The sequence below is a fragment of the Fictibacillus phosphorivorans genome (assembly GCF_007673525.1).
Lineage (GTDB): Bacteria > Bacillota > Bacilli > Bacillales > Fictibacillaceae > Fictibacillus > Fictibacillus phosphorivorans_C.
On record NZ_VDZU01000001.1, the window covers coordinates 1,850,354 to 1,872,717 of the forward strand.

Below are 22,364 nucleotides of genomic sequence, written 5' to 3' on the forward strand. Positions count from 1 at the left end.
AATCATTCATGGGTAAATTTGATTACGTTAAATAAAAATTTACTTTATTTACTAAATAAGGACTTTCGGTGCAGGTACTAAGAATTATTATTAACTAAATATAAAAAATATTCTGAAAATGAATTGTAATTCTATTTAAAGTAACTATAATCAAATATAGAATAGATGAGAGGAATGATCTTCATGAAAAGTAAAATTATGGCCAGTGCACTTGCCCTAACGCTTGGAGCATCTGTCGTATTAGGTGGTAGCCCGTTCTCTGCTAAGGCGGAAGTTGGTAAGGAAAAGAAATACATAGTTATTTTCAAAGATCAAGCAAAGTTACCTACAGATTTCGGTAGGGAAATTTCAAAAGCTGGTGGTCAAATCGAAGCAAAATTGGACAAGTTAGGTGCGGTTGAGGTCGTTTCTACTAATCCAAACTTCCTATCTCAAATAAAAAAATCGAGCACAGTACTAGATGCAGGAATTCAAAACATCGTGCAGCCTGATACAGCTGCAATCGAAGCTGAGGCACTCGTGACCAATGCTGGTCCTTCTGCAGATTTGTACAATAGTTTACAATGGGACATAAAGCAAGTGACAAATAATGGAGCGTCTTGGAACCTCCCCGGAGGCACTGGAAAGTCAGTCGACGGAAATGACATCGTAGTGGGAGTTATTGATACAGGTATCGATTATACGCATCCTGATTTAAAAGATAACTACGCTTACGGCAAATCATTTGTACCAGGATATCCAGATGCGATGGACCAGAACTCTCATGGTACACACGTTGCAGGATCGATTGCTGCTAAAGGTCGTACGATGGGTGTAGGTCCAGATTTGAAAGTAGCAGCTTATCGCGTATTTGGCCCTACAGGCGGAGCGGAAACTTCTCATATTGCAGAAGCATTAATGACAGCAGCAGACGACAATGTGGATGTTGTAAACATGTCTCTTGGTGGTTATGACTGGTTCCAAAATCCAGATTATGCAACAAAAGATACGGTAGCGGATGTTCGTTTGTTTAACAGAGCCATTCAATATGCGATCAAAAAAGGTGTAACAGTAGTAGGATCTGCTGGAAACAATGCACTAGACATTAGCTCTCCAGGCAAATTATCAGGAGATGATAATGGTGCAACACACCGCAGTCCTAGCAGCCAATCAATGATAAGAGTTTCTGCTGGTGGACAACTGAAGAATCTGGCATTCTACTCTAACTATGGAGTAGGGAAGATTGATGTAATAGCGCCAGGTGGCGATCTTGGTCCTAATTATGACCCTACAACTGGGACAGGTCGAGACAATACGTATCTCTGCTTAGCTACTGTTCCTGGTGGCTATGGTTATAAAGCGGGTACCTCAATGGCAGCTCCAAAAACTGCTGCTCTTGCAGGAGTTATTATCGCACAGCATGGTAAAGATAACCTTTCACCATCACAAGTCAAACATATTATTCAATCTTCATCTGACGATATTTTCAAACGTGGTTATGATGGTGAAGCAGGATTTGGTTTGATTAATGCGGTTAATGCTTTGAAATAAAAGTTGATTTATGAAAAATGGAGCTATCCCGATAGTTCCATTTTTCTTTTTGTTTAGGAAATACTAACGAATCTTATGAGTTGAGGTAAAGATGAGTACATTCAGTTTGTTGTTGCTTGATTTAGATGACACTTTGTTAAAAAATTCTTCATGGTTTGATGATGGATTCACTATTTCATAAGGAATCATCCACTTACGAATTATTTACATGCACCGAAGCTCTTAGAATTATTTAAACAACCACCAAGAAACTTAATAGAAAAGTTGATATCTAATGAGTACAGTCCATCAGCCTTTAAGAGAGCAAGATGGGAGTATGTACTGAAGCATTTTAACTTATCAATGGATATGGAATCATTAGATGGTTTGGACAATCTTTTTCTGAAAACGAGCATGGATTTTATAACAGTTAATGATGCAATAACGAGTTTAATAATAGATTTGAGTAGAAATTTTGAGCTAGGTATTGTCACGAATGGTCTATATGATCCAAAGCAAAAGCTGATCAATATGGGATTAGGAGAAATATTTAGTGACGATAAAGTTTTTCACGCAGAGCAATTAGGTTATAGAAAACCTAACCCTAATATCTATTTGAAAGCTCTAGAATATTTTGATAGAAAACCAAGTGAAACTTTATTTATTGGGGATTCATGGACACATGACGTAATCGCTCCGATGGAAGTGGGTATGGAAGCCATATGGGTAAATGTTAATAATGTATTACCGCCAACTTCACATAAGCCATTTGCGATTGTTTCGTATATAGCGGAGATTCGAGATGTGCTTTTAAGTAAATAAGTTTAGCGCTAGAAATTGAAAATATTGTCAAATAGGTGTGCTATTTCTGTTACTTGGAGAATTCTGCGCGGTGCTTTGTTAGCACTACTGAAGATTAAAGGTTATACAAAAAAATATTAGCATCCTGTCGATTATACAGATTCTTAATCGTTATAGTAGTGGATACAAAATTTAGTAATCGAGGAGAGATGATCATGATATTTTTATGTATGGGCTATTACAACCCTGAAAAAATGGATGCCCGTCCAAGGGCGGAGATTGAAGCCATCATGAGTGAATGTCAGCCGCACATTGAGAATTTTTATGATAGCGGTGAGGTTTTGCTTGATGCAGGTCTCGAAACAGAGTCCAAAAGTTTGCGCCGTGTAGACGGAAGGGTAATCGTAACAGATGGACCGTTCACAGAAACTAAAGAAATGATAGGGAGCATTTTTATGTTTGAAGCAGAAAACATGAATGAGGCGATCAAACTTGCTTCTTTACATCCAACAACACAAGTTAACCGAGGGGAAGAATTTGACTGGCGCATAGAAGTTCGTCCTGTGCATTACTTGATTAACAATAAATGAATAGGGTAGAATATCATATTCAAGTGAGACACGATAACACAGTTGATTTGCTCAACAAATAATTATAAGGTTTCTTTTAGCAAACTAAGGTATAGTATATAAGATGATTGAAGAAGAAAAAGTAGGTGAACATTTTGGGGAAATATCAATTGGATGACAAAGCTCAGGTAGCCGTGACAAAGTTTCATGAGAAACAGACGCCTGCCAGATTTGATAAAAAGAAGCATCTTGAAAAACTACGTATGGAGTTTTTGAAAAAGAAGCAAAAACAAACAGATAAATAATAAGAATGAAAACATAGGAAGAGCGAATGCTTCCTATGTTTTTTTATTCGATTAAACAGGTTATGCTATTCTGTTTTTCTAATTATGACTGGAAGCTTGAAGCTGTTCTTTCTCAGAATAATACTCTTTTTTAGTCGGTTGCGTATTAAAGATAAATAATATCAATGTTACTGCAAACATCGACATAGTTCCTAATATGACCACAAACCGAATGGATATTAACTCTGCTAAGATTCCGAAAATCATAGTTCCAATAATAATGAAAAACGCTTCGATGAAACCATATAAACTACCAACCCGACCCATTACTTCGACAGGAACATTATTTTGATAAAATGTGTAAAATCCTGTGTTAATAAAAGCCATCGAAAATGATAGAACGAAAAAACCAACTGCGGCCATTAAAAAAGTACTTGAAAATGCATAGATTAGATAACCGCTGGAAACCAATATGGAACCAAGACCAATTAGCCAAGAGGTAGCTACTTTTTCAACAACTATCAAGTTTATTGAGGCTCCTACAATGATTCCAACACCAGCAATACTTACAAGTAATCCATAATCTCCCTCGGATAACGACAGAACTTCTGTAGCAAACGCTGCTTCCAATGAATCTACAGCAGTTGCCAAAACCATTACTGCGCTAAATAGTAAATAAATGATCATAACATAAATATGTTTACGACTAAAATCAACAACTAATCTCCAGTCTTTTTTCAATACTTGTAAGGTTATTCTTTCATATTCTGTTTCAATAGCATCATTCTTTTCGATATTGGGCATGAACAATAAAATCATTGCTGATAAAAAGAGAGCGATGGCATTTAGGTATATCGCGAAATTTGGAGTGCCAATCATAAAAATCATTCCAGCCATTGCGGGTCCAGTAACAAATGCTCCAGAATCAATTAAGCTACGGAGAGAATTAAATCGTTTTCTTTTATCAACGGGAATTAGCTTCGTAATGTAAGACATTGATGTCGGCTCATAAATAGAACTAGCCACACTGATGAAAAAGACAATACCATACGTTCCCCAAAGAGAGGATAGTAAAGGCAATAAGCCAATAAGCACCGCCTGGAATAGAGTTAGCCCAATCATGAGATGTTTTTTGTTCATGCGATCAATTATGCTGCCACACCAAATGTTAGTAAATAATGTCGATAGAGCTCTAAGTATATAGAGTCCTGAAACAGCAAGGACACCCATCCTATCAAGAACGATTAAATTGAGTGCTATAAAATACACCCACGCTCCAATACTCGAAATACCAATACTGAACAATAAAATGGTAGGATATTTCCACGACCTAATAGACTTGTTTATACGCATTTTTATTTTCACTCCTCAATGATCTAAACTTGGACAATAAAAAAAACTCACCCCCAAGACATTTGTCTTGAGGACGAGTTATTGCGCGTCGTGGTGCCACCTCAGTTTGGAAATATGTCACCATATTCCCCTTTTTAGGTACATTAAAAATTCCATACAAATACCCTAGCTCTATAACAGGAGCTCCTGTCACACTATCACCTTCAAGGATCCAATGCGCTGCTCAGAGGCTTGCTTCCAATCATTAATTCTTACTCCTTTTCACCAACTGGAGCTCTCTTTGAAGAATTGCTGATTATACTCTTCTCTTCATAGCATTTCATTTAATTGTGGATAATGTTACCAAATTCTTACTGGTAAAGTAAAGACATTTTAAATTAAGTTGTTGGAAATTAAATATAGAGAGGATTTAAAATGACAGGTTGCTACTTTTCTTTAATGACTTATACGGGAATATAAAAAAGATGATCTGGATGTAACCAAATCATCTTAAAACATGCAAAATCATTCTTTCTACTTTAATTATACTCCGAATGCTAGATAAATAATAGACTACTCTTTCTTGGATTTTACTCATATACTGTTGTAAACAAATCAAAAAAAGTTAGAGGTGTCTATGGATGAATGATAAAAAAGAAGTCTTAGATAAAGGTCCTTTCTTTCATGGTACAAAAGCTGAATTGAAAATTGGAGACCTGTTAGAACCATTATACCTATCAAATTATCAAGACAAAAAATCTAACTTTATCTACTTCACTGCTACATTAGATGCTGCTAAATGGGGTGCTGAATTGGCACGATCTCAATCGAAAGAGAGAATCTATATCGTAGAGCCTCTAGGTGAATTTGAAAACGACCCGAACTTGACCGATAAAAGATTCCCCGGAAACCCAACAAGATCATACAGATCCAAATCCCCTTTAAAAATCATAGCTGAATTAAAATCATGGGAAAGGCATTCAGAGCAAGAAATCAATCAAATGCTTACACACTTGAAAACTTTAACAGAACAAGGTAAGAATGTAATATACGATTAACCACTGTTTAAATGTATTAATTAGATACAGTAATTTCCCTATAAAATCTTAGACAACCTCATTTCAATTCTAATTGAAATGGGGTTTGTCTTACACTCTGGCATCCTAACCGATAAAGTTAGGGTGTTTGTTTTAAAGGTTTAAAATGTAAAAGTTGACATAATTTTAAGGTTTATGTAATATATAAATTGCATATGTAAACTATATCTAACATCCAGCTGGGGTGAGAAATGAAGAATAACGTTAAAATGACAAGAATGAATGCCTCCATTACTCAGGAACAATTAGCTATAAAAGTTGGTGTGACTAGACAAACGATCGGTCTTATAGAAAAGGGCGAATTTAATCCTAGTCTTCAATTGTGTATTGCAATAGCTAAAGAACTGCAGAAAACGTTGGATGAATTATTTTGGGAGGTCGATGCGAAATGAAATCTTGGATGTCCTTTTTACTACCGGATGATGAATACAAAGAAAGAAAGATGTTATATTTTTTCTCTGAGGGTGCAATCCTTCTTTTTCTTTCCCTTTTTGTCATGCTTATTGGCAACAAGTCTTTACATCTGGATGCACAAACAATCTTACTAGTAGCTATGGGTATCTTCCTTTTTTATGTGTCAGGCAGATATATCTTATCTGGCATTGAATACACAGATATTTCAACAGAGAGAGCCTATAAAAAAGAGTTAAAAGCAACAATCATGAAAACGGTTGGTTTTATTATTATCTTTTTAACAATCTATCTAATAATTATTGGTGTACCTACGAGTCTGAACAAATGGCTAGAAATATCAGGGTTGTTAGTAAGTGTTAGTGTAGTAAAGTTTTTATCTACATATATTTCATTAAAGCGATCTTATCAGAAGAATAAGGAACTAATGTAAATTTCTTTTGTACTAACAAATGCAATGATTACGGATTTCCAAACCTTATGAGATCATGGTTTCGTAAGGTTTTTTCTTGTTGTGTTACTAATTATAAGCAGGAAATTTCTAATTATTTCCTTCAGTGATTATAATCTGAGTTAGAGAGATAGAAGGGGGAAATATCGTGCATAAATATATTTGTAAGACGTGTGGGGTTCAATATGAAGCAACTTTACATGAACCAACGTCATGTTCCATTTGTAAGGAAGAAAGACAGTATGTGAGCTCAAAAGGGCAATCGTGGACAACATTAGAAGCGATGGTGGAAAGCGGCAACTATAAAACAGAAGTTAGTGTTGAAGAAGAGAATCTGTATCGGGTTCAGACGAGTCCAAGTTTTGGAATTGGCCAGACGGCATACCTTGTAAAGGGTATTGGATATAACGTGTTATGGGATTGTGTAAGTTACATAGATGAAGATACGATTGAAGCCATTCAGCAGCTCGGTGGTATTGATGCGATCGCGTTATCACATCCTCATTATTATTCCACTCAAGTGGAATGGGCTGAAACATTTGACGCTGCACTTTATATTCACGAAGATGATAAGAAGTGGGTAACGAGAATGAGTGAAAGAATCGTGTTCTGGTCGGGGGACACGCTCGAACTCAGTGAAGGCATCGTCCTTCAAAGAATCGGTGGTCATTTTAAGGGAGGCACCATCCTTGAATGGAAAGATGGGAACCAGAAACAAGGTGTTCTTCTTTGTGGTGATATTGTACGTATTGTAGCGGACCGGGATTGGGTCAGTTTTATGTATAGTTATCCTAACTTTATTCCTTTACCAGGTGCCACGGTTGAGAGGATCGCACGGCGTATGGAAGAACTAAACTTTAATCGTATCTATGATGCTTTTAACCGAGTTATAAAAGAAGATGCTGCAGAGACCGTTCAACAATCAGCGAAGAGGTACGTTGATGCGCTGAATGGGGTGTTGTTCCAAACTTAATTTTTTACAATACCGTTCTCAGTAAGTTGAACGATGCCTGTACATTATCGGCTAACAAAAAGATAGGTTTCCAAATTTGTTATAAATTGAATCAAATAATTCTACTAGGCAAGTCATCCGCTAGGAAAAAAGGTGGAAAATGTTAAAATAAATAGACTTTGGAAGCTCAGGTTGATGAAAATTTTGCTTTTAATGTATTTTTTTTGCATTAAATTATTCTTTATTTCTTTCAGTTTATTAATAAATTGGTTCAAAAACGTCTAACAGGTCGTTGTACAATTTGTTAGACGTTTAAGCTTGCATTATTAGTGTTTGCGATAGGTAGCGTAACATTTTATTGTAGGGGACATTTTATGCCGGGTTTTGCCCAGGTCTCTGTGATCTCATGGTGAAAACATTAATTGGAATCCTTTTCTATAACCACATCACCATTTTCGTCTAATAATGGTGTAAGGGAAGTTCCCTGTGCAGACCAGGTATGCAGGTAATGGACATTTGTTGCTGTATCGACGAGTACTAAGATCATTCCGTACTGATAATGTTGCACGGATTTTTCAACAAACCTTTTATCATTGTCATTTTTTTTTCCGAACATTATTATCACTCCCTGAATTAATTATCCGATACTCACCTGTCACGTGCGTTCAGTAAACTAGCAAAAGCAGTCAAATTCGTTTAGACCGTTAATACTTCATATACCCGCTGTTACCTTTTACAACTCCTATTTTTTCATAGATACTTTTTTCAGAACACCTCCATTAAATTGAGTTGTACCAACCTTACAATGGATTAATCATTAATTCAGTCATAACAAGCTCTAATGTACATATTTAGAGCTGAATTGTACTGATATGAACTTAAATGTATGAATAACGATAACCAGCCAAACTTACCCGATTAGTCATCCGTCATGACTTTTCGAAAACAAACATACGTAAACAATGCTGCTCCGATTATCCATATAGCGATTATACATAATGGTAGCCAAAAGCTTTTTTGGTACAATTCGATTGCTTGCATGATGGGAAACGTATTAGTGACTCTAACTATCATACTGTCTTCCGCAAACTGAAATGTAGCAATCATTGGCGTGAAACCAAACAGGAACATGACTGGCATCAGATAACCGGATGTGGCAGCAAGCGATTTTGAAAATAGTCCAATTCCGATACCTAACAAAAGAAAGAATAGGAACAACAAGATTAGTCCAATGATCGCCCTGAAGTTCAAAAACGGTTCAATGCCCACGATCATTAGTGAAATCATTAGTGAAATAACTGTGATGATCCCTGTAACAAGACTTTTCCCAATAATGATATCTAATAGCGAAGCAGGAGATTGTATCAAACCTCTCATTGTGTTCTTCTCATTTTCTTCGGCTATCATGCTCATCATGATGCCTGAAGTAACCATTGATAAAGTTGCCCCAATAATTACATATAGAAGTTTAATTGGAAGTTCTCCGTCAAAAGTTAGGGAGTAAATTAATGCGAGTAACGCATTACTTACTGGCAACATCAACAGCGCCATATTTTTTGGAAAATCTTTTATGTCTTTTTCAAAAATTGCAAGTATTCGTTGAACACTCATTATTCTAACTCCTTTCCAGTAACTTTTAGAAAGATCTGACCAAGTGTCGGATTATCCGTATGCATGGTTTTAATTTCTCCATTTGCGATCAGTTCCCTGATTTGCTCTGCCTTATCTGGTTGATTACTGATGACCAACCGATTGCCTTTAAAGGTTTCCACATGAAATGCGTGCGTGGAATATTTATAGCGGAGTGAATTCGGGCTGTCTAATTCCTGCAGTTCTCCATTATGCAAAAACGCAACCCGGTCACATAACTCTGTCGCTTCCTCCATATTATGAGTAGTCAAGAAAATGGTTGTACCTGCTTCATTCAGCTTTTGAAGTCCACGGTGAATATGTGCCATATTTCCAGGATCCAGAGCAGATGTTGGTTCATCTAGAAATACTAATTTTGGATTGTGAATAAGCGCTTTGGCCAGCAGTACACGCTGTTTCATTCCTTTTGACAACATCGAAACTGTTTTGGATCGTTCATCATGCAAATTAACTTCTCGCAGTACCACATCGATTTGCTTCAGTGGTGCACGATATAATTTACAAAATAATCTCAGATTATCGTAGATCGTCAGTCGCTCATATAACGAGCTGTTATCTGATAATATTCCGACCTGGGATTTGAACTCTGCCGTTCCAAAATTTGCTGAATCAATACCAAGTACTTTAACATCACCAACAGTTTGTTTCAGCTCTCCGGTCAATACTTTAACAGTCGTTGTTTTACCGGATCCACTTGGACCAAGAAATCCGAAAATCTCCCCTTGCTTCACATTAAAACTCACTTTTTTAATGGCGGTATGTGCGCCAAAAATTTTCTTCATTCCTTTTACTTCAATGACATGTTCCAACTAAAACACTCCTTTCAACGATTTCCTTCATCGTAATGGAGTGAATTACTGAGTGCAGTCATATCAAGCTGAAATGTACGAAAAGGAGATTGAACTGTACCTATATCAAGTTAAAGTATTTTTAAAAAGACCTTCAAGGTATGGTGAACTGTGTTTATTTGAGGATTAATTTTTCCTGGATATCTTGAATTTTAGAACGAGACAGGGGAATAGTTGACTGAACCTTATTGCTAATTCTGAGTGAATACGTGTTTTTTGACCATGTAATAATCTCACGTACCTTTTGCAGATTTACTATATAGGACCGGTGACAACGATAAAAACCGAAAACCTCTAATTTCTTGTCTACTTCAGCCAGTGTGTATTCCATCGCAAAAGATTCCTCATTAATAATAATCATTGTCTTTCCATCCTGACTTTCAATATAATCGATCTCTGTCGGATCAAATAGAATAATTTTATCTCCTACCCGTGCAGAAATTTTGAATAGATTTGCAACAACTGGTTCTCTGGAACTTTCCATTTCAGGCTGTAATGTGGCCATTTCATCAACTTCAACTTCTTGCAACCCATTTTGTTGAAGCTTGTACACACTATCTCCAAGTAAAACTGCATGTTCCATGCCGGATACTAAAATAAGCACAGGTATCTTTAGATGCTTTATTTTTTGAAGCATATTAATAAACGTATTAACTGTTATAACATCAACACCGTGTATCGGCTCCAGGAATGCCATTTTCTTGTATCCGCTTATATAATATTTAGCAAAGTAGACTCGTCGAATTTCAGATTCGGAGCATTTGTCCAAAGCTTTCTTTGCACATGTATGCAGTTCAAACTCCACCAGAATTTGAGGTAATGGCATTTTACATTCGAACCATTTTTTAAAAAAAGCGATATTGTCTTCTACTGACAGGCGCATGTATAATCCCTCCTGTAGATCAAGAACTGGGATGCTAGTATTGCTGCGTAGGATTTTCACCAACTTAGCCTGCACATCAGCATCACTGTAAACTGATGTTACCTGCGAATCGTTTACGGTAAGGGAAAATAAGGGAAGCGACTCGCCATTAATCACTTGTTCATCGATTGTAAAACATGCCATTTTTCTCATCCTTTCTATTACTTTTAATTACATTTTCGTAAGATGGTTTAAACATTATCATTCCCTCATAACATTATCATTTAGAAGTTTGGTAATATAGAAGGAATTAGCACATAGATTACATTTTTTAGCTTCATAGCAGTCATGATTGCCGCATCTCTTAATTCTACTCTCTGGAAATTAAATACTCAATCTATTTCAAAAGGAAAGCCTTTTCTTCATATTTACTTACCGACCTTTCTGAAAAAGACACCTTATAATCCGAAACCTAGGCTAATATATTTCTGCGTGTCAATTGGGTCATATAAGACGGTTCTTCATGGTAAGGTATTGTTCAGTGAGGTGAATGACCTTTTTGGTCTCCACCTGAGTGATGAAGATGTAGATACGATTGGTGGATGAATTCTATCAGAAAACCTGGACATTGCAATAGGAGACGAGGCAGTCGTAGAAAATTACTGCTTTAAGATCCTGGAACTTGAAGGCTATCATGTTAAATCACTAGAGGGCATTAAAATGCTCCTTGGACAAGATAGATAAACAAGATAGTGTTAGTTAAAAGGTTGTGGTTAAATAAACCACAGCCTTTTTTCGTTGTTGTGGGTAATTAATCAACATCTATTTCAACATACGGCAAATGAAGTTAGGCGTACTTTATATGGATACATGGGAAATCAATATATAACTTAATGTACTAATGTTTCTTTCAGGGTTTTTATAATAGAGATTTTCATTAAAATCAAAGTAATTTGAATAAAAATAAAAGTAATTTAAAACAAAGTATAAGTTTACTTTACTTTTTGTAAGAAATTAGTTTATAATTAAATAGAAGAGGTGATGTCATGAAGAAAGACTTTGGTGATTCCATTTCAAATAAGGTTTATGAATATCGCGTACTTGCCAGATTGTCGCAGCAAGAATTAGCAGAAAAAGTCGGGGTCTCCAAACAAACCATTTTTGTAATGGAAAAGGGAAATTATGTACCCACTCTGTTGTTAGCTTTTCGAATTGCCGAATTCTTTAAAGTTGATGTAAACGATGTTTTTACTTATATGAAAGGAAATGATGAAAATGGAAATTAAGTCGATCTCAGATATCCCTGGTGCAGCTTTTTACCCTTTGAAGTCATGGGCGGAACAGTCTACTGATAATTGGAACATCCTCTTAGGAATTGGTTTTTTATTGTTGATGGCTAGTATCGTATTAGCTTATGTGTTCTATAAAAAGATGGGTAATGAAGATGAACGTACAAAAAATATTCATTTGAAGAGCAGTTACTTTATGCTGATGACGATCATTCTATGTGACATTGTTTTTCCTACAGAATATATGGCGAACATATTCTTCTTATACAAATACGCCTTAGCCATTTTAGCAAGTGGTATATATTTAGCGGTTCAATATAAGAGAGATTTTCTGTGAGTTTGATAGTTTAATGACTTCGCAACGTAAATCGTTGCGTTTTTTTTTTTTTTTTTATGAATCTAAATCTCCCATTCTACAATTTGTCCAGATTATGGAATTAATGGTATCGTAAATTTATGTTAATTATTAATATTGGAATGGAGAGACAGAGTGACATTGTTAAATAAATGTATACATCTAATCATAATGATACTACTTCTGATATTGTTTCCTTTAGCTTCCTTTTTGCATATGTTGTACGGTGAGGGACTTCCAACGAATATAGAGATAAATGTTTTTATTGGAATTGCAATACTAATTGTTGTCCTTTCCTTTGCAAAGAGGTTATTGGGTGGAACGAATTCTATGGTTTTTGTTTGTTCATACTCTTTTTTATTTCTAATCTTTTGGATTGGCACTCTAGCAGATTCGGTCAATTATGAAAGATCACAAACGCTTGATCATATTAGATTTATTGGATTTACCACGTCATTACTCTCTACTCTTTTTCTTTTAAAGATCAATCAATTTAGACTTAGCGATCACCATAAATAATATGATTTCTAAGTATAAAACAGCAATTAGGATTTAAGTATCTCTTATTCAGCTGTTTGTGTTCATTTCTTTAAATAGAAATGGGGGAGTAGATATTATAGTCAAAGGAGATTTCTTTATGTTCGTTGTAAATGTAGAAGGTGCTATCCACCGAAACGGTAAATGGCTGTTAATCCTTAGAAATGAAAAGGAGTACGCTGGTGGATCACTTTCACTAGTTGGTGGAAAGTGTGAAATTGAAGGTGTTTCTTCTGATATTCTTGAAAGGACTTTAAGACGAGAAATTCTCGAAGAAGTAGGTATCGAAGTTGAAGATCTAAGATATGTGAATAGTTCTTCCTTTGTTACTGAATCAGGGATAAATGTCATTGATATTGTTTTCCTTTGTCAACATAAATTGGGTGAACCTTATGCAAAAAGCAAAGAAGAGGTAGACGAAGTTATTTGGATGACTACTGATGAAATTTTAGCACACACAAACTTACCAGCATTTTTAAAGGAAAACATCAGACTAGCTGATAAAATGCTACAAGATAATATGAATTTGAAACATTAGTAGTACATAATCATTGATGGGTGTATGTATTGAAGTAAGTTAAGGGATGTAGAGTAGGTTCTTATTCAACTACCGGGTTATTTTTTTAACATTTTTTAAACAAAGGGGGTTGAATCAAATAAAAATACTTTTAAGAAGTCTTATTTTTTCAACTGGTTTATATTGTGTAGTACATATAATATTCGGCTTAAGATTTAACTTCATCATTAACTTGGCTACTAATATGATTCAAGCTTTATTTTTCGGATTTTCTTTTTTATACGTAAGTTTATATTGGAAAGAAGCTAAAAAAGAAAACTAATTTGTAGCTGCCTCACTGTTTTATGTGTTTATTCTTCAACAATTGAGTGGCTTAAAGGAAGAATATGTTTAACTTAACAAGGAGTATACCAATGAATGATTATATTAAACGTATCAAAGCAGTCTATCCTGAACTTATGATTGAAGATGTTTATCCTAATGATAATGGTCAAAATAACGATGTTTTAATAATAAACAATTCTCTTGTATTCAGATTTCCAAAGTACAACAAAGGAATTGTAAGTTTAATAGAAGAAACTAAAATCTTAGAACATATTAGGGGCACAATATCCATCCCAATTCCATGTCCAACATATAAGTCATTTGAACGGTTAGAACCTGGTAAAGTATTTACCGGTTATAAAAGAATTGAAGGCAAACCTTTTTGGAATGAACATTTAATAAAGAGGATTCCATAAAACTTGCAAAACAACTCGTAACATTTTTAATCGAAATTCATTCCATATCAAAAGAGCAGTTGGATAAGTATCTAGAATTAAAAGATCGTAACCCTTATAAAGAAATGAAAGAACTATTTAATAATATACAGGACAAGCTCTTTCCATTTATCAATGAGACAGCTCAAAAGGATATTATTTATTCATTTGAGAGTTTCCTTAATAATGATGAACATTTAAAAACAACCCTCATACATGGAGATTTTGGAGCTTCGAATATCTTATGGAACCCCCAAAAATGTGATATTTCAGGAATTATAGACTTTGGTGGTACTCGTATTGGTGATCCGGCCTATGATTTTGCAGGAATACTATCGAGTTACGGTGAGGATTTCTTTAACAAATGTATTGATCTTTATCCAAATGGTTCAGAAATAGCTAAGCGTGTTACATTTTATAAAAGCACATTTGCTTTACAAGCATTGCATGGTTTAATAAATAACGACACTCGTGCATTTGAAAACGGAATTATAGTGTATCGCTAGGATATCAAACTAATAACCTCTATTCAGCTCTATTATCCGTTCGACTTGATACCCATCCCTTACCAGAGTATCCTAACTTAGCCTGGTTGTTTGAACACCCAACTAGGGATTCTCAAAAACCATCTTGTTTAAAGCCTTTATGAAATGTGTTTATTAAAAGAAATACGCCTTTAGACTTAGAACAATTAGCGCTGAGGCCAGAGTTCATTTAACAACATAAACGGTATGCTGAGAGTACAAAACAAGAAGGCGGCGTTATAAGTGATAAAGAAACGATGGTGGGTTGTTCTTTGTACAATAATAGGGATTGGTGTTTATTTGAATTATGGAAAACCTAATGTGGTATTTAAAGAACCCTCAAAAATAAATGAGTTAACGTTCTATCAACCTAAAGTGCTTTGGCCGAACAAAAAAGAGTCAGTAGAAGCTGGAGAAGGAAGTGGAATAGCTGTTAGTTCAGAAGGGGACATCTACTATCTCCACCGAGCAAGTGGGAAATATAGCGGTGACAACATTATCAAAGAGTCGACGATCGTTGTATTGGACGGTAAAACGAGAACAGTTAAAAAAACGTGGGGAGCAGGGCTGTTCAAATCTCCCCATGGACTTGAAATCGACCATGAAGATAAAATCTGGATCACAGATATCTCAATGAATAAGATTTTTAAGTTTAATCAGGATGGAACTCTTCTTAAAACGTACGGTGAGGATTATCCTAAGGGTTTAGAGTTTCGTTTACGCATTCGAAACGTACTACCGAATTTCCCGACCTTTATCAATGAGAATACGTTTGCTCGACCTACAGATCTTACAGTCTTAAAGGATGGTTCTTTTGTGGTTGCTGATGGTTATAGAAATCATCGGATAGCAAAGTTTAATCCAGACGGAAAGTTAGAGTGGCAAGTCAATAAGTTAGGAAACGACTTAGGAGAATTTAACCTTCCCCATGGAATCAGTAGTGATAGTAAAGGGAATATTTATGTTGCAGACCGAAATAATGCTAGGATTCAAATATTTGATCATCGTGGAAAACCGATTTCGGTTTGGAATCACAAAGATATAGGAAGACCATACGGCATTGAAGTGGGGATTGATCAAAAGATATATGTCGTAGATGGTGGTGATTATTTAAACGGTAATAGGGGAAAACTTACAAGTCAGGTTTTAGTTTTGAATAAGAAGGGTGAGATCTTAGAACGCTTCGGTTCATGGGGGAACGGTGAGGGACAATTGAAAATTCCACATGACATCGCTGTCGATAACAAGGGAACAATTTATGTCGCAGAACTTTTGAATAAAAGACTGCAATCTTTTGATAGGAATCGATAAATTATAGTTTATTCAAAAAAAAGAGTTAAACTTTAACTCATTAATTATAAAGTTTGCTGCTTTAATTCTGTTTTCGTTAGGGTCCAAAGAAAAGAGCTTGTTGTAACAACAATAAGCTCTTTTTTTATGTCGTTCTAAAAACCCTTAGTAAATTCTCCGGATAATCAAATCATTGGTAGATTATTATTCCTCATGACATTTACGATAGTTAAGGTTGTTTAAGCTTTGTTTGGTTTAGTTTTTTATCTTACTTTGTAAAATTATACTTAAAAGTCGTAAGATGATAAAACGACAATGTTGTCTTTTTTATTGACTACGAAAAATTTATGGTTTACATTAATAACGACAATGTTGTCGTTTATATTTTAATTATTTGGAGGGACCATAAATGTTAATAACCATGCTATCAACAGGTACACGAGGAGATACTCAACCGTTTATTGCTTTAGGTATAGAATTAAAAAAGAAAGGGTATCGAGTGCGAATTGCAGCTTCTCAATCATATCGACAACTTGTCGAAGAGTATGGGTTTGAGTTTGCACCAATGCGAGGTGATGTCACCAAGATTTTAGAGAGTGGGCTTGTAAGGGATGCTGACAGCCCTTTGAAATTTTTTACGAGCTTAAACTTTAAAAATGATGATCTTACTGAGTTGATGATTGCTGGTCAACATGATATGCATAAAGCCTGTGAGGGTGCGGATGCAATTGTTTACCATCCAGGTGCAACCCTGGGCTATTATGTAGCAAAAGAAATGCGTATTCCAAGCATCCTTGCTTCACCTTTTCCTATGACACCAACAAAAGAATACCCTGCAATCATTTTTTATGACCGAATTCGACTCGGTAAGACTGTTAATAAACTAACTCATCACATCTTTGAAAAAGGGTTTTGGAAGATGGCAAACATGGGTGTTAAGAAATTTTATGTTCAGCGGTATGGCATGCTCCCAAAAGGTTTTGCGAATCCCTACCCGAAACAACGTACAGTCAGTCACCCTACAATAACATCACTCAGTCCGAGCGTATTTCCTGTTCCTGAAGATTGGCCACAAAATGTTTACGCTTTTGGTTATTGGTTTATTGAAGATCAATCAGATTATAAACCTTCAACAGAGGTGGAAGCGTTCCTATCAGCGGGAGAACGACCTGTATATATTGGTTTTGGAAGTGTGGGAGATAAAGCAAATGCTGCTGAATCCACAGAAATGGTATTACAAGCATTGAAAAAGAGCGGAAAACGCGGAATCATTAACGCAGGTTCAGGCATGCAGGAAAGAGAGAATACGGAAGACGTACTTTTTATAAAAAGTGTTCCACACGAATGGCTTTTTCCTCAGTTGACTGCCGTTGTCCATCATGGAGGAGCAGGAACTACCGCTGCTGCACTCCGATCAGGTGTACCTCAGGTTGTTATTCCGTATGGAAACGACCAATTCGCTTGGGGGAGAAGGATGGTAGAGCTTGGTGTTAGTGGAGGTTCGATTCCACGTAAAGAATTGACGACTGATAAGCTGGCAGATGCTATTAAATTAACGCGATCTAGTGCAGTTAGAGAGAAGGCGAAGGAATTAGGTGTGAAGGTAAGAGCAGAAAAGGGTGCTCAGAAGAGTGCAGAACTTATTCATAAAACAATTGAAAGCTTCTATAGAAAAGAGAGGAATTGATAAGTATGCCAAAAGTAAGTGAAAATCACGCTCTATTGAAAAGGCAAGAAATATTAGATGCAGCTAAAAGAGTCTGCATCCGAAAACCAATCTTTGAAGTTTCGATGAGAGATATTGTTTTAGAAGCAGGTATGAGTCAGGGTGGAGTGTATAAATATTTCTCTAATATTGATGAAGTGTTTGGAGCATTAATTAACGAAGAAAGCGTAAAGGGAGAAGTAAAAGAGGAAATCAACGCCATATTTAGTGGCAGTGATGAATCACTTCACAAGCTTGAAATGATTCTTATGTATATTTCTGAATATATGCAAAAATCTTTAGTAGACAAAGGGCCAGTCTACTACAACTTAATGGCACTCTACTCTAGAGACCCTGAACGGTATGCGAAGGTACAAAGTATTGTTAATGACGTCTCGAATCTTCAATACCTTCATGAAAAATTCTGTTCATTTCTAGAAGAGCAGATCAATCTTAAAAATTTTAATCCTACCCTACCAACGGCAGATATCATCATGTTCATTGAAACTTATATGTCCGGTATCACGAATCAGGTGAGTATCGAAAATGAATCGAAGCAAGAACTATTAAATATGATTCAAAAGAAATTAAAAATCTTATTTGTTACCCTTAAAAGTGTACTGGTGAATTAACCATGAGAGGCTTTAACCATGATTTTAAAATATTGGTATTCGGTCAGAATATATCAATCATCGGCGGGTATGTCTTACGTTTTTGCTCTGTCTTTTTATGAGTAGCTTCTCTTCATCCTACAACACAAATAAGTAGAGCAGAAGAGATTGGATGAGTATCGAGATCCCCGTCCTGTTAATTTCTTTAAAAATGATAAATTTTAAATGACAAATGAGCTAAAGAGTAAACTTGAGTTTTTTTAGTTTCTATTCGTATAATTTAATATAGTAGGAAGTAAGAGCGTAGATACTTTTTAACATGGAATTTAAGGGAGAGTTAGTGGTTTTAAAATAAACGACTTTTATAAAGGAGATGTTAATATGATGACTGCAATTAGTAAAGTTCAAGACGTTCTTGAAAATTACAAATCTGCTGTATATGAAAAAGATGTTGATCAATTTTTATCTACCTATGCTACTGATGTACATATCTATGATTGCTGGGGAAACTGGGAGTGTAAAGGTATTTCTTCATGGAGAGAGAATGTGGTGATGTGGTTTAATAGTTTGAGTGAAGACAGAAACTTACTAAAAGTAGGTTTTAATGATGTAACCATTGAGGAAAATACGAGTGTTGCATTTGTTCATTGTGCCGTTTCGTTCGTCGCCTACAGCGAACAATCTGGTGAGAAACTACGTCAAATGACAAACCGTTTTACATTCGGCTTAAAAAAAGTAAATGAGTCTTGGGTCATAACACACGAACATTCATCGTTGCCAATAGATATGAATACGGGAAAAGGTATCTTTAACCTAAGATAAATAACTGAGAATAGTAACCAAGAGCGTACAAATGATTGCGCAGCTCCTACCGTCTTAGATCAAGTAGCTCATCAGAATACAACACAGTCTTATATTCTTAAACCGAAGAGTTAGACGAGACAATCATTACTCCAAGGAGGTACCTAATGAATTTTATTGGAGAAAATAATAAATGGATCTCTAAACCTAATAAATTTGAGATTCAAGATAACGATATAACCATTACAACAGAACCTCATACGGATTTATGGCAACGGACTTATTATGGTTTTCAAAATGATAATGCTCCTGCTTTACTATTACCCGTTCAAGATAGGTATTTTACATTCACAGTGCGTACTGAATTTGATACTAAAAGGCGTTTTGATCAATGTGGCGTTATTATATATCAATCGAGTGATAACTGGTTCAAAGCTTCTATAGAATATGAAAATGAAGAATTTCAACGTCTTGGTAGTGTCGTAACAAACAATGGATATTCCGATTGGGCAACCACTGATATTCCTGCAAAACAAAAACACATGTATTATAGATTAAGCCGTCGTGAGAGTGATTTTTGCATTGAATGTTCCAATGATGGTAAACACTATAAGCAAATGCGAATCTTTCATCTATTCTCTGCAGATCACACAGTAAATATTGGTATTTATGCATGTAGTCCTGAACAATCTAGCTTTACAGCTGAATTTTCTAATATAAAAATATCGGAGTGTTTATGGCAAAAGCATGAATAGCAAAGCAAATCATTTAATAAGAATCTTCAGCGGTTGCCTGGGACTTTTATTTATTCACTCAATATGCTTTAGCGTTATGTTTAAGAGTAAAATTGATGCGAATCTCACAGCTATTTTTAAAACCGTACTTAACTGATTAAAGAAGAATATGACAAAGCAGAAAGTGGAGCATAACAGAGAAATTTGAAAGTCAAATGAACTCTTCTATTCGTACAACACAGTTTAAAAGGCAAAGAAAAATGCAAGATAAAAGTTATCCTGCATTTTATATAGCGCTTATCTACTTCATCTATTGGACGTAACCTTTATTATTTATTGCCTTTGAGAATCTTTATTACTTGTTTAGTTGCTTCAGCAATAAGCTTGTCGTTATAATCAGCATCTTTTTGATCACGACTGGAAAGTACAGCAAGAACTATAGGGTCTCTTTTTGGCGTCCAAATGATCGCAATGTCATTTCGCGTACCATACGATCCTGCCCCAGTCTTATCAGCTACTTCCCAACCTTTTGGCACTCCTGCACGAATTAAGGCATCTCCAGTAGTATTTCTCTTCATCCAATCAATTAATAGTTCGCGTTTTTCAATCGGGAGTATCTCTCCTAGTGTGAAGGCTTGAAGACTGGTAGCAAGTGCTCTTGGTGTGCTAGTATCATGAATTTCACCTGGATTAACTTCATTTAAATCTGGCTCATATCGCTCTGGAGTGGTAACATAATCACCAATTTCCTCCAGTGATTCTTTAAAACCGACCGGTCCTCCCAGTTGTTTAAGAATAAGGTTTCCAGCAGTATTGTCACTGTAACGAAGAGAAGCATCCGCTATCTCACTAAGAGTCATCCCCGTATCAACATGCTTTTCTGTAATCGGACTATAAGTGACAAGATCGTCGCGTGTATAGGTAATTGTTTGATTAAGATCTTCTATTGAAATTTGTTGTAAAAGCGCTCCTACAGCTAGAGCCTTATGAGTAGATGTATAAGCAAAACGCTCATCTGATTGATAGTTTACTGTTTGGTTTGTACCAGTATCCAAAGCATAGATTCCGAGTTTAGCATCATATTTCTCCTCAAGTTTGGAAAAAACATGATGATTCGCAGTTCCTTGTTCATTGGGTCTTGTTACTTTAGCATCAACATGACTGATTGAACCTACAAGAGTTGCACTAGACAGAAAAAGCACAGGCACAATTTTTCTAAAAGCAGATGAACGAAAAATGTTGCTCAACGATCTCATTATAATTCAACCTCTTTCTTTGATGTATTTTCTTTCAAATAACAAATCTATGATACCTAATATACCAACAATGAACATTAAATGAATCAAACTTATGTAGTATATAGTTAAATAAGAATTCATAGGTTTTTTGTCGGACGAGGGACTCTAAAAGTTTATGTCTGGCAAGTTTTTAAACCAACGCCAGCATTCATCTAAAAAGGATTAACACTCATTTTATCGAAATAAATTATACGAAGAGTATGAATTCTTGCTGGATTTATATATTTAAAGACAAATGAAATATATGGAGAGAATTTTTTTTACCAAACATCATAAATGAAGGCTGTAACTACAATTATGTTCATTTGACATTACATTTAAAGTAGGTGAACTACATTTTATTATTTTTTGTAATGTTTGTTTTCAACATCATTTTTGGATATTTACTTCACTATTTGTTCGTTTTGTTTGTGTTACTTTATCTGTATGTTGCAGAAGCACTTGGGAGGACTTTAGATTCTACATTAGATGAAGGATTATTAATTCCAGTGCTATTTATTACTATAGCTGCAAGTGTAGTTTACTTCTCAATAATCGTTTTAACAAACAAATATATATGGAAGAAAACTAAAATAAAAAAATTCTACTTCATATTAATAATCTTCCTTTCATTTCATTCGGAATCATTTCCAATCAAAAGCGGATTGATATCCTTTTTAATTAAAATAGTAAAAGTGAAGGATTTGAACGATGAACATGACAAAAAGCGTAATCTTTCTAGCAACACTGATTCTTGCACCTTTTTTATTAACAGGCTGTATAGGCGAAGAATATTACGAAAGTCCACCAGAAGCGTTTCTTCAGGTTGGCGATGAGTTATACAAACTTAAAGAAGGAAACCGAAAGTGGAATTTTACTGACGAAGATTATGATAAAGAATATATTGATCTAAAAGAACTTGCTGCTAAGGAAAAGCAAATTACCGTTAAACCTGGAAGTAGCGGTTTTTTAATTATTGAACAAGATGAGATCGAAGGAATGAATCCATACTCGGGAGTTCGCATTGGTGTGGTAGCTCGAAAAGGGGACGATCTTAACATGCTAAGTGAAGCTGACAAAACTTTCTTTTTTCCAAAAGAAAAAGGTAATTATGTGCTAGAGATAGACTTCGATTCTGATCAAGGAGATACAGAGTTCGTTGCTAACATCCAGGTAAAATAATTAGAGAATTCCATGCTC

General features: G+C 35.4%; 25 protein-coding genes and 1 other annotated feature. Of the genes, 19 read left to right on the top strand and 6 right to left on the bottom strand.

What is annotated here, in order from left to right:
* Positions 1 to 183: 183 nt before the first annotated feature.
* The 4 genes from FS458_RS09195 to FS458_RS20650 all read left to right on the top strand — a co-directional run bounded on the left by FS458_RS09195 (position 184) and on the right by FS458_RS20650 (position 3,184).
* A complete protein-coding gene (locus tag FS458_RS09195; RefSeq protein ID WP_144699719.1) occupies positions 184 to 1,530 on the top strand; it encodes a S8 family serine peptidase in 1,347 nt (448 codons plus the stop codon).
* 342 nt (positions 1,531 to 1,872) lie between these two features.
* Positions 1,873 to 2,331 (top strand): HAD family hydrolase, encoded by a 459-nt coding sequence (locus FS458_RS09200; protein ID WP_260858531.1) that lies wholly within the window; start codon positions 1,873 to 1,875, stop codon positions 2,329 to 2,331.
* A 194-nt stretch (positions 2,332 to 2,525) separates the two neighbouring features.
* The gene (locus FS458_RS09205) at positions 2,526 to 2,900 is read left to right on the top strand and encodes a YciI family protein (protein WP_144699723.1); all 375 of its coding nucleotides are present in this window, start codon (positions 2,526 to 2,528) and stop codon (positions 2,898 to 2,900) included.
* Positions 2,901 to 3,034: 134 nt separating this feature from the next.
* Complete coding sequence (locus FS458_RS20650; RefSeq protein ID WP_186320498.1) at positions 3,035 to 3,184, top strand: hypothetical protein; 150 nt, start codon at positions 3,035 to 3,037, stop codon at positions 3,182 to 3,184.
* A 78-nt stretch (positions 3,185 to 3,262) separates the two neighbouring features.
* Here the strand turns inward: FS458_RS20650 and FS458_RS09210 are convergent, their stop codons facing one another.
* Complete coding sequence (locus FS458_RS09210) at positions 3,263 to 4,516, bottom strand: MFS transporter (RefSeq protein WP_186320499.1); 1,254 nt, start codon at positions 4,514 to 4,516, stop codon at positions 3,263 to 3,265.
* Positions 4,517 to 4,582: 66 nt separating this feature from the next.
* Positions 4,583 to 4,838, bottom strand: a binding site (T-box leader).
* A 298-nt stretch (positions 4,839 to 5,136) separates the two neighbouring features.
* On the opposite strand from FS458_RS09210, the gene arr reads away from it, so the two are divergent.
* From arr to FS458_RS09235, 4 genes are all read left to right on the top strand, one after another.
* Positions 5,137 to 5,553 carry an NAD(+)--rifampin ADP-ribosyltransferase gene (gene arr, locus FS458_RS09220; protein ID WP_144699727.1) on the top strand — a complete coding sequence of 139 codons (417 nt, stop codon included), beginning with the start codon at positions 5,137 to 5,139 and terminating at the stop codon, positions 5,551 to 5,553.
* Positions 5,554 to 5,783: 230 nt separating this feature from the next.
* Positions 5,784 to 5,984 carry a helix-turn-helix transcriptional regulator gene (locus tag FS458_RS09225; RefSeq protein ID WP_144699730.1) on the top strand — a complete coding sequence of 67 codons (201 nt, stop codon included), beginning with the start codon at positions 5,784 to 5,786 and terminating at the stop codon, positions 5,982 to 5,984.
* Complete coding sequence (locus FS458_RS09230; protein ID WP_144699732.1) at positions 5,981 to 6,436, top strand: hypothetical protein; 456 nt, start codon at positions 5,981 to 5,983, stop codon at positions 6,434 to 6,436. The genes FS458_RS09225 and FS458_RS09230 overlap by 4 nt, the downstream gene beginning before the upstream one ends.
* A gap of 166 nt (positions 6,437 to 6,602) precedes the next feature.
* Complete coding sequence (locus FS458_RS09235) at positions 6,603 to 7,427, top strand: hypothetical protein (RefSeq protein WP_144699734.1); 825 nt, start codon at positions 6,603 to 6,605, stop codon at positions 7,425 to 7,427.
* Between the two features lie 397 nt (positions 7,428 to 7,824).
* Here the strand turns inward: FS458_RS09235 and FS458_RS09240 are convergent, their stop codons facing one another.
* From FS458_RS09240 to FS458_RS09255, 4 genes are all read right to left on the bottom strand, one after another.
* Complete coding sequence (locus tag FS458_RS09240) at positions 7,825 to 8,022, bottom strand: DUF6440 family protein (RefSeq protein WP_144699736.1); 198 nt, start codon at positions 8,020 to 8,022, stop codon at positions 7,825 to 7,827.
* A 302-nt stretch (positions 8,023 to 8,324) separates the two neighbouring features.
* Positions 8,325 to 9,017 (bottom strand): ABC transporter permease, encoded by a 693-nt coding sequence (locus FS458_RS09245; protein ID WP_144699738.1) that lies wholly within the window; start codon positions 9,015 to 9,017, stop codon positions 8,325 to 8,327.
* A complete protein-coding gene (locus FS458_RS09250; RefSeq protein ID WP_144699740.1) occupies positions 9,017 to 9,865 on the bottom strand; it encodes an ABC transporter ATP-binding protein in 849 nt (282 codons plus the stop codon). The genes FS458_RS09245 and FS458_RS09250 overlap by 1 nt, the downstream gene beginning before the upstream one ends.
* A gap of 154 nt (positions 9,866 to 10,019) precedes the next feature.
* On the bottom strand, positions 10,020 to 10,970 hold the full coding sequence (locus FS458_RS09255) for a response regulator transcription factor (protein ID WP_144699742.1): 951 nt from the start codon (positions 10,968 to 10,970) through the stop codon (positions 10,020 to 10,022).
* 842 nt (positions 10,971 to 11,812) lie between these two features.
* On the opposite strand from FS458_RS09255, the gene FS458_RS09265 reads away from it, so the two are divergent.
* From FS458_RS09265 to FS458_RS09305, 10 genes are all read left to right on the top strand, one after another.
* Positions 11,813 to 12,052: a helix-turn-helix transcriptional regulator gene (locus FS458_RS09265; RefSeq protein ID WP_144699746.1), complete on the top strand. Its 240-nt coding sequence runs from the start codon at positions 11,813 to 11,815 to the stop codon at positions 12,050 to 12,052.
* Positions 12,042 to 12,392, top strand: a complete 351-nt coding sequence (locus tag FS458_RS09270; RefSeq protein WP_144699748.1) for a DUF2178 domain-containing protein — start codon at positions 12,042 to 12,044, stop codon at positions 12,390 to 12,392. Before FS458_RS09265 ends, FS458_RS09270 begins: the two co-directional genes overlap by 11 nt.
* A 655-nt stretch (positions 12,393 to 13,047) precedes the next feature.
* Positions 13,048 to 13,485: an NUDIX hydrolase gene (locus FS458_RS09275; protein ID WP_144699750.1), complete on the top strand. Its 438-nt coding sequence runs from the start codon at positions 13,048 to 13,050 to the stop codon at positions 13,483 to 13,485.
* Positions 13,486 to 13,877: 392 nt separating this feature from the next.
* Positions 13,878 to 14,204 (top strand): hypothetical protein, encoded by a 327-nt coding sequence (locus FS458_RS21190; RefSeq protein ID WP_313957521.1) that lies wholly within the window; start codon positions 13,878 to 13,880, stop codon positions 14,202 to 14,204.
* Positions 14,205 to 14,248: 44 nt separating this feature from the next.
* Entirely contained in the window at positions 14,249 to 14,728 is a 480-nt protein-coding gene (locus FS458_RS21195; RefSeq protein WP_391503406.1) for a phosphotransferase, read from the top strand.
* Between the two features lie 261 nt (positions 14,729 to 14,989).
* The gene (locus FS458_RS09285) at positions 14,990 to 16,057 is read left to right on the top strand and encodes a peptidyl-alpha-hydroxyglycine alpha-amidating lyase family protein (protein WP_260858535.1); all 1,068 of its coding nucleotides are present in this window, start codon (positions 14,990 to 14,992) and stop codon (positions 16,055 to 16,057) included.
* A gap of 388 nt (positions 16,058 to 16,445) precedes the next feature.
* Positions 16,446 to 17,723, top strand: a complete 1,278-nt coding sequence (locus FS458_RS09290; RefSeq protein ID WP_144699752.1) for a glycosyltransferase — start codon at positions 16,446 to 16,448, stop codon at positions 17,721 to 17,723.
* Between the two features lie 5 nt (positions 17,724 to 17,728).
* Positions 17,729 to 18,373: a TetR/AcrR family transcriptional regulator gene (locus tag FS458_RS09295; RefSeq protein WP_144699754.1), complete on the top strand. Its 645-nt coding sequence runs from the start codon at positions 17,729 to 17,731 to the stop codon at positions 18,371 to 18,373.
* 360 nt (positions 18,374 to 18,733) lie between these two features.
* Positions 18,734 to 19,174 (top strand): YybH family protein, encoded by a 441-nt coding sequence (locus FS458_RS09300; RefSeq protein WP_144699756.1) that lies wholly within the window; start codon positions 18,734 to 18,736, stop codon positions 19,172 to 19,174.
* Positions 19,175 to 19,320: 146 nt separating this feature from the next.
* Positions 19,321 to 19,908: a DUF1349 domain-containing protein gene (locus tag FS458_RS09305; protein WP_144699758.1), complete on the top strand. Its 588-nt coding sequence runs from the start codon at positions 19,321 to 19,323 to the stop codon at positions 19,906 to 19,908.
* 308 nt (positions 19,909 to 20,216) lie between these two features.
* Here FS458_RS09305 and bla read toward each other — a convergent pair whose 3' ends face one another.
* Positions 20,217 to 21,143, bottom strand: a complete 927-nt coding sequence (gene bla / locus FS458_RS09310) for a class A beta-lactamase (RefSeq protein ID WP_144699760.1) — start codon at positions 21,141 to 21,143, stop codon at positions 20,217 to 20,219.
* 732 nt (positions 21,144 to 21,875) lie between these two features.
* Between bla and FS458_RS09315 the strand changes: the two genes are divergently transcribed.
* Positions 21,876 to 22,346 carry a hypothetical protein gene (locus tag FS458_RS09315; RefSeq protein ID WP_144699762.1) on the top strand — a complete coding sequence of 157 codons (471 nt, stop codon included), beginning with the start codon at positions 21,876 to 21,878 and terminating at the stop codon, positions 22,344 to 22,346.
* Positions 22,347 to 22,364 lie beyond the last annotated feature (18 nt).